Raw genomic sequence first — 13,680 nt, 5'->3', positions numbered from 1 at the left:
ACCGCAGTCGCTCGGAAAGCTCATGTCTCCTCTCTTGCACAGAGCGCCGAAATAACCTTCAAGCGGCGCTTGGCTTCGCTGACGAACGGATTGCGTTCGTCCCAGGCATACCCGGCGAGAATGGAGCAGATCATCCGGCGGATTTCCGCTGAGCCGCCCTCATGGTAGATCACGTCCTGGAAGGTCCCGGCGTACCAGCCTTCGACGTAGCAGCGGAACGTGTCGACGCCGCGCTTGAGCGGATCGGCGAACTCGGTCTGCCAGTCAACGCTTTCGCCTTGCAGCTGACGGTGCAGCACTGCGGCGGCCATGCTGGCCGAACGCATGGCGATGGTGACGCCCGAGGAGAAGACCGGGTCAAGGAACTCCGCCGCGTTACCCAGCAGCGCGAAACCCGGGCCATGTAAGCTTTTGACGTTGGCCGAGTAGCCGCCAATGGTTCGGGCTTCGGTGTCCCACACGGCGTTGTTCAACACGCCGGCCAGGCTTGGCGTCTCGGCAATGAAACCGCGCAGGCAGTCGTCGAGGTTGTCGGTGCGACCTTCGAAGTGTTCCTCGGCGGCGACCACGCCAATCGAGCAGCGCCCGTTGCTGAACGGAATGGTCCAGAACCACACATCGCGTTTTGTCGGGTGGGTGGTGATGAGAATCTTGGTGCGGTCGAAGTCCGGGCTGTCGATGCAGTCTTCGACGTGGGTGAACACGGCCTGGCGCACCGGGAAGTTCGAGGGTGCCTCAAGCTCGAGCAAACGCGGCAGGACGCGCCCGTAGCCGCTGGCGTCGAGCATGAACTCGGCTTCGATGGTGTATTCGCTGCCGTCTTCGCGGCGTACGCCAAGTTGCGGCTTGGCGCCCTTGATGTCGACGCTGACGATGGCCTCGCCGTAACGAATTTCCACGCCTTGCAGCGCGGCCTGATCGGCCAGCAACTTGTCGAAATCCGCACGCTGAACCTGGAACGTCGTTGGTTTGCCCTGGGTGAAGGTGTCGCTGAAATCGAAGGCGCTGTAGCACTCGCCCCAGGCGAACGCAGCACCGGTTTTCACCTGGAAACCGGCGGCGTTGACGGCGTCGAGCATGCCCGCTTCTTCGACGAAGTCCAGGCAGTGGGCCAACAGGCTCTCGCCGATGGAAAAGCGCGGAAAATGCTGGCGTTCAATCACCAGTACATCGTGACCTTTGCGCTTGAGCAGTGCGGCGGCGATGGCGCCGGAAGGGCCGGCACCGATCACTACGACCTGGCGGCGTTGCATTTCAACGGTTGGCATTTGGGCTCCTTGCCGGCGCGGCGGCTTTCAACGGGATTCGGTGCATGCCGGTCAAGGCCGGCAGCAATGTAGCGATCAAGCCCATCAACATCAGCGCGAAGTACAGCGGCGGGCTGATGAGTTGTTGTTGGAGCAGCAGGTTGAGGAAGACAATTTCGCTCAAGCCGCGAATGTTCAGCAATACGCTTTCCCGCCAGCGGCTGGCACCACTGAACGAGGCGCCGGCCCAACCGAGGCCGAGCCAGTTGCCCAGCAGTTTGCTGGTGATCGGCAGCAGCAGCAATGCCATCAGTTGAATCCAGCCAAGACTGTCCAGGGCGCTGTGCACGTTGATCTGCACAATGCCGAACGTGAGGATCAGCGGAATGGCGAAGTACGTCTGCAAACGGCTCATCCACAGCAGTGGAATCGGCAGGATTAGAGGCGCCTTCAGTGCGGCCATGATCAGCACATAACCGATGCCGAAAATCAGCGCATTGAGCTTGAAGTGCTCGGCCACCATCAGCAGCGCAAAAAAGCATCCGCTGTACAGCCACGCCTGACGCAAGCCCAGCAGGCGCAGCAGCACCGGCAGGCAAGCGCCGGCCAGGGGCAGCAACAAACTGCTCAGCTGCAGGCTGCCCTGGGCGATGCCGAACACGGTCCAGCAGGCGAGGTCGATGAGGATCGCGGTTTGCACCAACCGTCGGGTCGCGGCGGGCGGGTAGTCGATGTGTTGCAGGTACAGATACAACACCGGGATGGCGGTAATGGCGAACAACAATCCGATCGCCAATGAACTGATCCAGGGTTGTGGTGGCAGTAGCCAGATCGCCGTGACCAGGCCGCAGGCAAATGGAATGCAGAAGCTCGGCAAGGCGATTTTCAGGCTCTGGCGGTCCAGTTGCAGGTCGATCACATCGCTGAGGATGTAACCCAGCAACAGGGCGAAGCTCAGGCTGTAGAGGTTTTTCAACCAGTCCGGCGACACCAGTGCCGCACCGCTCAGTTGCCATTGCGGTTCGATCCAGAAGTACATCAACAGCGGCAGGCCAAGGGTCGCCAACAGCAACTGGCTGACAATCGGAATCAGGCCGAAATGACGCCCGACGCGAGTCGCCACGGCGAACAACGTCAGGGCCATCGCCCAGAACAGAACCACCATCACGCTGCCGTCTCCGCGACGGACGCGGCATGCAACTGGCGACCGGCCCAAGGGGCGAGCAGGAAACTGAAGACCAGACCCAGGCTCACCGACAGCCCGAAATTGCTCACCGCCGGGGTGCTCGACACCGCCAGCAAACCGAACGACAGCCAGGTGGTGACCGCCGCCAACAAGGTCCCCAACAGGCTCACGGCAGCGCCACCGACCTGTTCGCGCATGAGGATGGCGTAGTCGACGCTGATCGCCGTCACCAGCAGCAAGCCGAACAGGCTGAACAGGGTCAGCGGTTGCCCCAGCCAACCGAGGCTGGCGAGGCTGCACAACGCTGCCAGCAGAGGCAGGGAGACGATGCGCAATGCGCCGCTGAAACCGAATGGCAGGATCAGCACCAGCACGATCAGCACGCAGGAGGCGAGCTTCAGTTCGGCGGCGCTGATCTGGGTGGCGGCGAAGACGCTGTTCAACTCGCCCAGTCGATCCACCAGCACCACGCCTGGTAAATCCTCAGCCTGGACTTGCAGCAAGGTCGGGTTGCTCACGCCTTGCAGGCTGACGATGGCTGCGACGCCGTCATCCGTCGGCCCCAGCCACAAAGTGCGATAAGGCTCGGCCAATGGGCCGGTGAGTGCTGTGTCGATGTCTTCGGCGGGCAGCGATTGCAACGTAGCCAATTCGGCCTGAAGTGCCTCGACCGGCACACCGACATCGATCAACGGCTGCCAGAACTGCGGCAGTTTGTTCAGTGCATCGCGCACTTGCTGCTGTTCGTTCGGCGGGCTGACCAGTTGGTTGAGCGACAGATAACCCTGAAGTTTGTCCAGACCGGTCAATTGATCCAGGCGTTCGCTCAGGGCGCTTGAGCGTTCGAGCAGTTGCTGCTGATTGGCGGCGCGTACCAGGAAGAACTGACTGGTGGGTTGAAAACCGGTTATTTGCGCGATGGTCCGCGCTTCGTCGGTCAATGATTGCGGTGCGCTGATCCATTGGCGGATGTCGTTCCTGCTGTCGAGTTGCAGCAGTCCGCCTACGCAGAAGGCGATCAGCAGCGCCAGCAACACCGGCGTCTTGAGGTGCTTGAGCAGCGCTTCACGGCAGCTCAACAGATACTCGCAAATGCGTAATGGCCAATCGGCCGGGCGCAGTTCTACACCTTTGAGCAGCGCGGGCAGCAGGCATACCGCGGACAAATAGGCGCCGAGCAGGCCGGCAGCGGAGAACACGGCAATCTGGGTCAATGCCGGGAACGGCGTCCAGGCCAGCGCCAGGTAGCCGATGGCGCTGGTGATCAGGCTCAGGGTCAGCCCGGGCAGCGTCAGGCGCAGCGCCGGCCAGCTGTGCCAGGGTTTCAGGCTCCAGCTCTTGGACAGGTAATGCAGCGGGTAATCGACGGCGACGCCGATCAGGCTTGAGCCCAATACCAGCGTCATCACGTGCATGTGGCCGAACAGCGCCACGCAGGCCACCGCACCGAAAAGCATGCCCACCAGCACCGGAATAAACGCCAGCAAGACGCGCCAACGACGGAAAGCCAACAGCAGTAACAGCAGGATCCCGACGGTGGCACCGCCGCCGACCCAGGTCATCTCCCGCGAAGCCTGTCGCTGGCCGCTGGCCGCGTACAGCAGACCGCTGGCGGCCAACAGTTGCACGTCGGCCTGGGCGGCCTCTTCGCGACTGTGCTGCAGCAGGTCAGCCACTTGCAGCGGCAGGTTCATGTCGAAGGCGTTGCCAGCGGTGCGCGCTCGCAGCAGCACCCAGCTTTTACCGTCGGCATCAGCTATCAAGGCGCCGCTGCCGATGTCCAGTTGCACCGAACCGCGTTGCGGCTGGCTGTTCTGGATGCGCCCGGTCAGGCCCAGCCAGTCATCCTGGCTGGACACCAAGGTGAAACCGGTGAAGGGGTCGAAAAGCGCTTGCACCCGTTGCTGGATAAAAACGTCAGGGTGTTCGACCAGTTGCTGACGATCTTCGGTCGAGAGCATCGCCAATCGACCTTGCAGCAGTTGCGTGCGCAGTGCCGGGAGGTCGGCTTGCAGGTTCCACTGGACCTTTTCGAACAAGCCGCTGGCTTGCCACTGATCGCCCAGCTTCTGCGCCATGCTGATGGCTTGTTCACGATTCTTGTGGCCGACCAGCACCAGCATCTCGCGGTTCAACGGCGCTTGCATGCGTTGTTCGGCGCGCTGTTCCAGCGCATCCGGTGCCGTACCGGGCACCAGTTCCATCAGGTTGGCCGACAGCGGCGCACCGTCACGCCATTGCCAACCGGCGAGCGCCAGCACGGCCAGCAGCAGGAGAAGAAACAGCCACGGCAGTCTGCGTTCACTCGGCAAAGTCATGTTGCTCCGCGTCGCTCAACGGTTGGGCGCTGGTGCTGTCCTGCATGCGCAACAAGGTGCTGTCGCCCTGGGTTTCCAGCAGTTCGATGCTGTGCACCAGATCACTGCCCGTGATGTTGATCTGATTGAACACCTGCTTGAGCAGCATCGAGCGCGGTACCAGTGTCAGTTGCCAGTTCTGTGCGTCGCCACTCAAGGACAACTCGAAATCCCGTTGCAGTCCTGTGCTGTCGCCTTGCAACACGGCGAGGAACAAACGGTTCTGCTCGGCACCGGCGCTCTTGCCCGGCAGCATCTGCCAACCATGGACATCACGCCGGGCAATGCCTTGGGCGGTGATGCGGTAATCCTGTTGCAGCGGCGTTTTCAGCAGCCACAACAAACCGTGGTTTTTCGCCAGGACGAAGGTGCCCTTGCTGGTCAGCGGTTGGGGCAGGGCACGCAGGTGCTTTTCCTGAATGAAGCTGCCGTGGATGACATCGGGCTTGGCCAGTTGATCGCTCAGCTGCTGCAGGTCGAATGCGTGGGCCAGTCCGGGTATGCCCAACAATACGCAGAACACTGCAGGAGCGAGCTTGCTCGCGAAAGACCTGAGAGCGCCGCGCAGTGTCAGGTGCCCTGCGTCATCGTTGACGTCCATCGCGAGCAAGCTTGCTCCTACAAGGGAACGGGGAGGGCTGAAAATCATCGCAGAGCTCTCTCTACGGCTTCGACAAACACCTTTGGCGAGGCCAGTTGCATCTCGCGGCTGGCGATCTCGACGGCGACCTGCACCGAGACAGCGCGGGTCAGGCGTTCGCCGGTGACCAGATCCGTGATCAGGTAATTGATCTTCAAACGGTTCTCCCACTCCACGAGGCTGGCGCGCACATTCAGCTTCTGGCCGAACACGGCGCCGCGCACATAGCGCAATTGCAGGTCGATCACCGGCCACGCGAAGCCCGAGTCGTTCATCACCGTGTAGTTATGACCGATCCTGTCCAGCAGCGCGCAACGGGCGACTTCCAGATATTTCACATAATGGCCGTGCCAGACCACATGCATGCTGTCGACGTCGAAAAACGGCACGAGGATTTCCGTGTCGGTGTGAAGCACTCCCTTGCTACGCATGCAGCCTCCAGTGTTGTTCGGCGATGCGTTGCAGGCACAGGCGCAATTCGCCTTCCAGCGCACGGTCTTCGATGACCGGTGGGAAATCGTCGGCCAATGCTTCGTGCATGGCGGCGAGGGCGGGTGGCAACGGTCGAGCGTCTTCGGCCTGACCGCGCAGCCAGACACCCTGATTGGCCGCCAGTAATGTTGCCGCGGCGACCTGTTCGGTCAGCTCCAGCACGCGGATGGCATCGCGGGCGGCGATGGTGCCCATGCTCACCTTGTCCTGGTTGTGGCACTCGGTGGAACGCGAGAAAACGCTAGCGGGCATGGTGTTCTTCAAGGCTTCGGCGGTCCAGGCGCTGGTGCCGATCTGTACCGCTTTGAAACCATGGTTGAGCATTGCCCGCTCGGCGCTGGCGCCGGACAGGTTGCTCGGCAAACCGTGGTTGTAGCGCTCGTCCACCAGCAGCGCCAGTTGTCGATCCAGCAGGTCGGCGACGTTGGCCACGAGGTTTTTCAGGCTGTCCATGGCGAACGCGATGTGCCCGCCGTAGAAGTGCCCGCCGTGCAAGACACGCTCGGCTTCGGCATCGATGATCGGGTTGTCGTTGGCACTGTTGAGTTCAATCTCAATGAACGAACGCAGCCAGTTCAGGCTGTCGGCCAACACGCCGAGCACATGCGGTGCGCAACGCAGGGAGTAACGGTCTTGCAGGCGATGCAGCGGCGCGGTCGGTGCGTCGATCGCCAGATCCTTGCGCAGCCACGCGGCGACTTGCATCTGCCCCGGGTGCGGTTTGGCGGCGAACAGGCGCTCGTCGAAGTGCTCGGGATTGCCTTGCAGGGCGACCACGTTCAGCGCCGTGATACGCGTGGCCAGTTGCAGCAGGTAATCGGCGCGGGCATAGGCCAGGCAGGCGAGGCCGGTCATCACGGCGGTGCCGTTCATCAATGCCAGCGCTTCTTTCGGGCGCAGCACCAGCGGTTGCCAGCCGAGTTCGCGGTGCACATCGGCGGCTTGCCGGCGTTCGCCACGGAACATCACTTCGCGTTCGCCGGACAAGGTCGCGGCGACGTACGACAACGGCGTCAGATCGCCGCTGGCGCCCACCGAGCCTTCTTCCGGGATCAGCGGCAGAATGTCGTTTTCAAGGAACGCTTGCAGGCGTTCCAGCAGTTCCACACGCACCCCGGACACGCCGTGGCACAGCGACTGCAAACGCGCCGCCAGCACGGCGCGGGTGGCCTGGGCGTCGAGCAACTTGCCCAGTCCGCAGCCGTGGAAGGTGTACAGATGACGTGGCAGTGCCTCGACGTGATGCAGCGGCACCGCAACCACGCAAGAATCGCCGTAGCCGGTGGTCACGCCGTAGATCACGCCTTCCTTGTCCAACAGGGAATCGAGGAATCGCGCACCCTTGGCAATGCGTTCGCGGTAGGCGGGATCGCGCTGCAACTGTGTCGGCACCTTGCGGTTGGCCAGGGCCAACACATCTTCGATGCGCAAAGGGCGTTCGCCGAAGGTTACCGGCTCAAGCGTTGGCGTCGTCATCGGTCTTCCAGAAAGGGTAAAAGTTGAACCATTGTCGGGGGGCTTCGAGGCAATAGTGACTCAGTCGTTCGGCATAGCGCGAAGCCCACTGATGAATGACCTGCTCGCGATCGCTGCGTTTCCAGATGATCGCCTCGGCGAACGGCTCAATCGTCAGGCGATAGCCGTCGTCGGGCTTCTTCAGGCACATCAACAGATTGACCGGACATTTCAATAAACCGGCCAACAGCCACGGGCCTTGGGGGAATTTTGCCGGGTGGCCGAGGAAGTCCACGGTCACGCTGCGCCCGCCATGCAGCGGTACGCGGTCGCCGGCAATCGCCAGCCATTCGCCGCGCTCCAGGCGTTCGTGCAGTTGCAGCATGATGACCGGGTTCAGTTCGCTGACCTGAATCAGGCGCAAATGGGTCGCCCCGGCTTCGCCCAGCAAACGGTTGAACTGCTCGGCGTGCTTGGTGTGCACCAGCACGTTCATCGTGACCCTTTCGCCGATTTCCGCCAGCGCCCGGCAGACTTCCAGATTGCCCAGGTGCGCGCCCACCAGCATCTGCCCGCGTGTGCCGAGCAACTGATTGCGCAGCAGCGCCGGGTCGATGATTTCGATCTGCTCGATGCTCAGCTTGCCGTTCCACACGTCGAGTTTGTCGAGCATGGAATCGGCGAAGGCCATGAACTGGCTAAATACGCGCCAATGGCTAGGCCGCAATTCTCTGCGACCGCTCCAGTCGGCGAGCCGTTGCTGGTATTGCCAGGCACTGTGGCGGGCGCTGCGGCCGAACAGGAAAAAGTACAAGACGATACCGTACAGCAGCGGGCTCAACAGTCGGCGACCGAGAACCCTGGCGGCAAACGCGGTGAGCTTCATCAGCCAGAAACTGCCGCGCTCTTCGCGGTCGGCCCAATGCTGATTGTCTGGCGTCATGGTCGCCACCGCCGCCAGAGGATCACTGGCGAGCGCAACAACATGCCGAAGAACAGCCGGGTGTGCATGCTCGTGATCAGCACGTTGTCGTGGAACATGCGGAAGTGCGAAACACCGTCCAGCGGGTAGTGAACTTTGGTTTTCAGCCACTGCATCGGCTGATTGCGCCAGGCCAGGCGCACCAGAATGTCCGAATCGAAATCCATGCGCTTGCCGATCTTCGCCGAGTCGATCAGCTTCAGAGCCGGCGGCAGCGGGTAAACCCGAAAGCCGCACATGGAGTCGCGGATCTGCAGCGACAGGGTGTTGATCCAGACCATGACGTGGGTCAGGTAGCGGGCGTACAACCGGCCTTTGGGCACGCTGTCATCGTATTGCGGGTAGCCGCAGATGACCGCTTGCGGATGGGCGCGTGACAGTTCGATAAACCGTCGCACGTCTTGCAGGTCGTGCTGGCCATCGGCGTCCACTTGCAGGGCATGGCTGAAACCCAGGCGCGAGGCTTCACGCAGACCGGTCATCACCGCGGCGCCCTTGCCCTGATTGGTGGCCAGGCGGATCAGGTACACCATCTCGCGCCGGGCCAATCGATCGAGCACCCGGGCACAGGCCGGGCTGCTGGCATCGTCCACCAGAATGCAGGGCAGGTTGCAGGCGATCAGTGCATCGACCACGGTGGTGATGGCGGTTTCGTGGTTGTAGACCGGGATGACGGCGCAGGGGCTATGCATGGACCGAAACCTCTACAACACTTTTGTGGCGAGGGAGCTTGCTCCCGTTCGAGTGCGAAGCACTCGCCATGACGCCGGTGCGAGATGGTTTTGGGTCTGCTTCGCAGCCCAGCGGGAGCAAGCTCCCTCGCCACAGGTTATGCATTCAAAGCCTCCAGCAAGATCCGCCCGCTGGAGCAGGTTGCGGTCTCGTTGCGATAGGCGAAATACAATTTGCCCCGGGTCGAGTCGTAACGCAGGTGCAGCTGGATTTCATCGCCGGGACGTACCAGTTGCTGAAACTTCAGCACTTCCATGCCGGCGAATTTTTCCGGCAGGTTCATCACTTGCTGGCCCAGGTTCAACGCCCACTCCACCTGCACCACACCGGGCAGAACCGGCGCGGTGGGGAAGTGACCGCTGAAGTAGGCCAGGTCCGGTGGCACGGCCAGTTGCAGGCTCCACTCGCCATCGGTTTCGGTTTGCGCCAGCACTTGCGGCGCCTTGGGCCGTGGTGCCAGCAGCAAGGCGTCGACGTCGGCCTGAGGCAGTTTGCCTTGGGCGTTCAGCGGCAGTTGCCGCAGCAAGCGCCAACGCCGTGGCAAGGCGAGCGCCTCACAATGCAGGCTCAGGTGCTGGCGCAATTGTTCGGTGAGGGTGCGTCGGCCCTGATTGCGCAGGGCATGCAGGCCCGTTTCAGTCAGCACCAGCAAGGCACCCAGCGAGGCACGTTTTTCCTGGACTACGCCAAGGCGCGCTTCGGCGACCCAGGCATGAGCCATGAGTGCCTGTTCCAGCATTGGCAGCGAGATACGTTTTTCTTCCAGTTTGACGATCCGGTCCAGTCTTCCGAGCAATTCGAACCGGCCATCCGCGGCGACTCTCGCGGAGTCGGCGGTGTGTTCGACATGGCCATGAGGCAAGTACGGCGAGGCAATCAGCAGCGCGCCGTCGCTGTCCTCGCTCAACACAACGTCGGTGAAGGGCCGCCAGAGCTCCGAGGCTTGGCGCCAGGCGATACCGCCGGTTTCCGAGCTGCCGAAGATTTCCGTCGGCCATTGTCCCAGGCGTTCGTGCAGGCTCTGTGCGGCCTCGGCCGGCAAGGCGCCGCCGGAAGAAAACACCCGACGCACCGCGCTCAGGGCTGGCCAGTCGAGGTTGTCGCCCATGCGTTTGAGCAACGCCGGGCTGGCAACCCAGGCAAAGGCCGGGTGTTCGCGGCTGGCACGTTGCAAATCTTCCGGAAAGGCCAGTTGCCGACGTACAAACAGGCGTCCGGCACACAGCGGCCACAGCACCCGAAACAGCAGGCCGTAGATGTGCTGAGTGGCAACGCTGCCGATGATGCACGCCGGCCCCAGGTCCGTTCCCCACAACTGTTCCAGGGCATCGACTTCATTGGCCAGTTGGCGCAGGTTCTTTTCGATGCGCTTGGGCTCGCCACTGGAACCGGAGGTGCACAGGTTGAGCCGACAGTGATCGAGATCCAGTGCGGCGCCTTCCAATGGCGGATGGCGATACTCGCTCAGGTGCGCATCGCCGGTTTGATCGGTCAGCCACAGGTCGACGTCATTTGACCAGCGTTGGCGGGTCTGCGGTTGCAGGTCGGCAGGCAGCAACACGCTGACCCCGGCGCGCCAGGCGCCGAGCAACGCAACCGCCAGATCGGCGGCATCCTCAAGGTGCACGGCCATCTGCCGCACGCCTTGGACTTGCAGGCCGCCGGCCAGGCGCAACGCCCGGTCGCACAGTTGGGCATGATCCAGTGCCGGACCGGCCGTTACGGCACGCTCCGGTTGCGCCTTGAGCAACAGGTGCTCAAGTTTTATCCAATTCATGGGTGGCCTCGTACCCGTTGGCGTATCAGCCATTCAATGGCAAACATCAGGCCTATCAATCCGTAGGAAATCAGACCGGTGTACAACATCCACCAGCTCAGCGGTGCCCACAGCGTCAGGGCGGTGGCGCACAAACCGTTGCAGAGAAAAAACACACTCCAGGCGATGGTCACCTGGCGGGTATAACGAATGGCCTTGGCCGGTAACTGCGGTTCACGCAGACGGGCCAGGCGTTCCACCATCGGCGGGCCGAATTTAAGGCTCAGGCCGAACAGCCCCAGCATGAATCCGCTGATCAGCACCGGATACCAACGCAGCAACTCCGGGCTGTCGAACAGCGCCAGCAACAGACAGAACACGATGGCCACCGCGGCCATCCACAGGCTGTCGGGGCGTCGCCGTCCGGTCAGCGCGCGCGCCAGCCACAGGCTGCCCAGCAGCAGCGCGAACTGCCACGGCGCGAAGTGCTCCATGCCGAAATACACCGCAAAGGGGTACAGCAGGCCTGCCAGCAGCAGGCCCAGGCCGATCAGTCGGCTCATGCGGCCGGTTGAACCAGACGGTAAACCGCCTCGACCACGTCGCTGACGGTACGCACCGATTTGAACTCTTCGGCGGCGATTTTCTTGCCGGTCTGGCGTTTGATGTGATCGATCAGGTCGACCGCGTCAATGCTGTCGATTTCCAGATCCTGATACAGGTTGGATTCGAGACTTACGCGCTCGGGGTCCAGTTCGAACAGCTCGACCAAGGCATCGCGCAAGGTGTTGAAAATGTCTTCACGAGTTTGCATGGTCCGGTCTCAAGCTGCCTGTTTTGCGGTGACGAACGCCGCAAGGCTCGCCACGTTGCTGAAGTGATTACGCGTGTCCTTGGCGTCTGCATCGATTTTGATGCCGTATTTTTTCTGGATGGCCAGGCCGAGTTCCAGGGCGTCTACCGAGTCCAGGCCCAGGCCTTCGCCGAACAGCGTTTGCTCATCGCCGATGTCGTCGGCACTGATGTCTTCGAGACCCAGGGCGTCGATGATCAGGTCTTTTATTTCCAGCACCAGGTTCTTAGTGTGCAGATTGCTCATCTTCGGCGAGCTCCTTGATAAAGTAAGAATGTAGATGATCGTTGAGCTTGCGCGAGGCCTGAGGCGCTGGCCCCTGCACGGCGAAGGCCTGTGGATCTATATCGGCCCCGACACGGAAACTGAAGTGCACGCGCCGCTTGGGTATGCGGTACCAGGGTTCGGCCTTGGTCAATGTCGTCGGGCTGACCTTGATCACCACGGGGGTGAGGATTTTCGCACCGCGCAGGGCAATTGCCGCACCCCCCCGATGAAAGGCGGGGGTCTGTCCAGGTTGCGTCCGGGTACCTTCGGGGAAAATGATCAGGGTCTGGCCGTTTTTCAGCGCATCGGCAGCGGTATCGAGCATGTCCATACTGCCATCATTGCTGATGTAATCGGTGCGGCGCAGCGGGCCACGCGTGAACGGGTTCTCCCACAGGCTTTGCTTGACCACGCAGTTGGAGTGCCCCACCAGCCCGATCAGGAACACCACGTCGATCAGCGACGGGTGATTGGCAATGATCATCTGGCCCGGGCGCCCGAGTTTTTCCGCACCCTTGATATCGTAGGTCAGTACGCCGGAACGGGCCATGAACTGCACGAAAAGCCAGAAGCAACGGCTGACGGTTTGCCGTGCACGCAACCGGTGGGTCTGGGCGTCGCCCGGCAGGCAGCTCAACAGCGGGAAAACCAACACGCGCAGGCACATCGCACCCAACCCGAACAGGGTAAAGCTCGCAGCGGTCGCCAGCAGGCGCCAGTAATAGGCGTCGCGGTTCTTTTCGGTCACGGGTTGCGTTGCCAGGTCCATACACGATTTTTCCAGGCATGTTGGCAGGTGGTTTGCTGGTCGAGTAGCGCACGCAACAGATTCAGTGCGTGGGGCCAGCGGGATTTTGACAACGCGTCCGAAGGGCTGTTCAGGGTCAACTGCCAGTCAGGGCCGGGTGTGATCAACAGGCCGACGGCATACGGGAACGGCACATCATCGATCCAGGCCGAATAGGCCGCGGGTGGTTGCTCCTCGGTCACCACCAGCAAGACTGCCGGGGCGCCTTCGGCCAGGAGCGCCGCTGCTTCCAGCATGCCGTGTTCAAGGCCGTCGCCAGCGGCAGCGAGGGCGGTCATCTCGCTGGTTTCACCGCGCATGATCGACCACAGACCGATGATTGCATTATGCACCGAGAGGCTGAACTGGGTTGGCGACAGCGGTTGTTCGGTGGCCAGGTCGCTCAGAATATCGAAGGTGCGCGGGGTTTCTCCGTGACGGGAAACAAAGACCAGCGGCAGATCCTGGTGACCGTCAGCCAATGGCCAGCCAACGCTGAACGCCATCCGCGCCAATCGACTGAGGCGTCGGCGCTGCATGGCCGGCAGGAACGAGACGTCCGGTGCCACATCGCTCAATGGCAGTACGACCGGTTGGCGACTCCATGCCTGCCAATCATTCACGCTTTCGAGCCCTGGAGCCCACGCGCGCCATTGGGCGATGTTGAAGTTGATCACAGACATACAATCCCGCCCTTGATGGGCTTCCTGACGTGTGAGGGGTCGAAAACCGCGACTCGCCTTACGTGGCGCCGGACGCCGACTGGTGCGCATTATCCCGGTGCCGGGAACGTGTAGCAAATGCTGGATACGTTTTGCTCAAACAGATGTACCGTTTAGTGAGCAAAAACTGAATAGTTGCCAATTATTCGCATTTTTACTGACCCGTCTGTCGGCGCTCGTCGCTTTTTCCGCAAGAGATGGCCG

General features: G+C 61.9%; 14 protein-coding genes. All 14 read right to left on the bottom strand.

The features are described 5' to 3' along the window. Positions 1 to 20 precede the first annotated feature (20 nt). A complete protein-coding gene (locus tag QYH43_RS02770; RefSeq protein WP_301156198.1) occupies positions 21 to 1,268 on the bottom strand; it encodes an NAD(P)/FAD-dependent oxidoreductase in 1,248 nt (415 codons plus the stop codon). After that, complete coding sequence (locus tag QYH43_RS02765) at positions 1,255 to 2,412, bottom strand: sodium:proton antiporter (RefSeq protein ID WP_095056455.1); 1,158 nt, start codon at positions 2,410 to 2,412, stop codon at positions 1,255 to 1,257. Before QYH43_RS02765 ends, QYH43_RS02770 begins: the two co-directional genes overlap by 14 nt. Further along, a complete protein-coding gene (locus tag QYH43_RS02760; protein WP_301156197.1) occupies positions 2,412 to 4,751 on the bottom strand; it encodes an MMPL family transporter in 2,340 nt (779 codons plus the stop codon). The genes QYH43_RS02765 and QYH43_RS02760 overlap by 1 nt, the downstream gene beginning before the upstream one ends. Then, complete coding sequence (locus QYH43_RS02755) at positions 4,735 to 5,439, bottom strand: outer membrane lipoprotein carrier protein LolA (RefSeq protein WP_095152463.1); 705 nt, start codon at positions 5,437 to 5,439, stop codon at positions 4,735 to 4,737. Before QYH43_RS02755 ends, QYH43_RS02760 begins: the two co-directional genes overlap by 17 nt. Further along, entirely contained in the window at positions 5,436 to 5,861 is a 426-nt protein-coding gene (locus tag QYH43_RS02750; protein ID WP_095056452.1) for a thioesterase family protein, read from the bottom strand. Before QYH43_RS02750 ends, QYH43_RS02755 begins: the two co-directional genes overlap by 4 nt. Continuing rightward, complete coding sequence (hutH, locus tag QYH43_RS02745; RefSeq protein WP_301156196.1) at positions 5,854 to 7,398, bottom strand: histidine ammonia-lyase; 1,545 nt, start codon at positions 7,396 to 7,398, stop codon at positions 5,854 to 5,856. The genes QYH43_RS02750 and hutH overlap by 8 nt, the downstream gene beginning before the upstream one ends. Continuing rightward, positions 7,379 to 8,320, bottom strand: coding sequence for a glycosyl transferase (locus tag QYH43_RS02740; protein WP_301156194.1), 942 nt, complete (start codon positions 8,318 to 8,320; stop codon positions 7,379 to 7,381). The genes hutH and QYH43_RS02740 overlap by 20 nt, the downstream gene beginning before the upstream one ends. Then, entirely contained in the window at positions 8,317 to 9,051 is a 735-nt protein-coding gene (locus QYH43_RS02735; RefSeq protein ID WP_095056449.1) for a glycosyltransferase family 2 protein, read from the bottom strand. Before QYH43_RS02735 ends, QYH43_RS02740 begins: the two co-directional genes overlap by 4 nt. A 137-nt stretch (positions 9,052 to 9,188) precedes the next feature. Beyond that, a complete protein-coding gene (locus QYH43_RS02730; protein WP_301156193.1) occupies positions 9,189 to 10,868 on the bottom strand; it encodes an acyl-CoA synthetase family protein in 1,680 nt (559 codons plus the stop codon). After that, a complete protein-coding gene (locus QYH43_RS02725; RefSeq protein ID WP_095056447.1) occupies positions 10,865 to 11,410 on the bottom strand; it encodes a hypothetical protein in 546 nt (181 codons plus the stop codon). The genes QYH43_RS02730 and QYH43_RS02725 overlap by 4 nt, the downstream gene beginning before the upstream one ends. Beyond that, entirely contained in the window at positions 11,407 to 11,661 is a 255-nt protein-coding gene (locus tag QYH43_RS02720) for an acyl carrier protein (RefSeq protein ID WP_095152467.1), read from the bottom strand. Before QYH43_RS02720 ends, QYH43_RS02725 begins: the two co-directional genes overlap by 4 nt. A gap of 9 nt (positions 11,662 to 11,670) precedes the next feature. After that, complete coding sequence (locus QYH43_RS02715; protein ID WP_095056445.1) at positions 11,671 to 11,946, bottom strand: phosphopantetheine-binding protein; 276 nt, start codon at positions 11,944 to 11,946, stop codon at positions 11,671 to 11,673. After that, entirely contained in the window at positions 11,927 to 12,736 is an 810-nt protein-coding gene (locus QYH43_RS02710; RefSeq protein ID WP_095056444.1) for a 1-acyl-sn-glycerol-3-phosphate acyltransferase, read from the bottom strand. Before QYH43_RS02710 ends, QYH43_RS02715 begins: the two co-directional genes overlap by 20 nt. Next, a complete protein-coding gene (locus QYH43_RS02705; protein WP_095152468.1) occupies positions 12,712 to 13,437 on the bottom strand; it encodes a beta-ketoacyl synthase chain length factor in 726 nt (241 codons plus the stop codon). Before QYH43_RS02705 ends, QYH43_RS02710 begins: the two co-directional genes overlap by 25 nt. Positions 13,438 to 13,680 lie beyond the last annotated feature (243 nt).

This window comes from Pseudomonas sp. C32 (assembly GCF_030417915.1).
Lineage (GTDB): Bacteria > Pseudomonadota > Gammaproteobacteria > Pseudomonadales > Pseudomonadaceae > Aquipseudomonas.
The sequence above is the reverse complement of the archived record's forward strand: the minus strand, read 5'-3'. Positions and strand labels throughout refer to the sequence as shown.

Coding starts and splice junctions, on each gene's coding strand:
- QYH43_RS02770 (WP_301156198.1), bottom strand. CDS start 1,268: ATGCCAACCGTTGAAATGCAACGCCGCCAGGTCGTAGTGATCGGTGCC.
- QYH43_RS02765 (WP_095056455.1), bottom strand. CDS start 2,412: ATGGTGGTTCTGTTCTGGGCGATGGCCCTGACGTTGTTCGCCGTGGCG.
- QYH43_RS02760 (WP_301156197.1), bottom strand. CDS start 4,751: ATGACTTTGCCGAGTGAACGCAGACTGCCGTGGCTGTTTCTTCTCCTG.
- QYH43_RS02755 (WP_095152463.1), bottom strand. CDS start 5,439: ATGATTTTCAGCCCTCCCCGTTCCCTTGTAGGAGCAAGCTTGCTCGCG.
- QYH43_RS02750 (WP_095056452.1), bottom strand. CDS start 5,861: ATGCGTAGCAAGGGAGTGCTTCACACCGACACGGAAATCCTCGTGCCG.
- hutH (WP_301156196.1), bottom strand. CDS start 7,398: ATGACGACGCCAACGCTTGAGCCGGTAACCTTCGGCGAACGCCCTTTG.
- QYH43_RS02740 (WP_301156194.1), bottom strand. CDS start 8,320: ATGACGCCAGACAATCAGCATTGGGCCGACCGCGAAGAGCGCGGCAGT.
- QYH43_RS02735 (WP_095056449.1), bottom strand. CDS start 9,051: ATGCATAGCCCCTGCGCCGTCATCCCGGTCTACAACCACGAAACCGCC.
- QYH43_RS02730 (WP_301156193.1), bottom strand. CDS start 10,868: ATGAATTGGATAAAACTTGAGCACCTGTTGCTCAAGGCGCAACCGGAG.
- QYH43_RS02725 (WP_095056447.1), bottom strand. CDS start 11,410: ATGAGCCGACTGATCGGCCTGGGCCTGCTGCTGGCAGGCCTGCTGTAC.
- QYH43_RS02720 (WP_095152467.1), bottom strand. CDS start 11,661: ATGCAAACTCGTGAAGACATTTTCAACACCTTGCGCGATGCCTTGGTC.
- QYH43_RS02715 (WP_095056445.1), bottom strand. CDS start 11,946: ATGAGCAATCTGCACACTAAGAACCTGGTGCTGGAAATAAAAGACCTG.
- QYH43_RS02710 (WP_095056444.1), bottom strand. CDS start 12,736: ATGGACCTGGCAACGCAACCCGTGACCGAAAAGAACCGCGACGCCTAT.
- QYH43_RS02705 (WP_095152468.1), bottom strand. CDS start 13,437: ATGTCTGTGATCAACTTCAACATCGCCCAATGGCGCGCGTGGGCTCCA.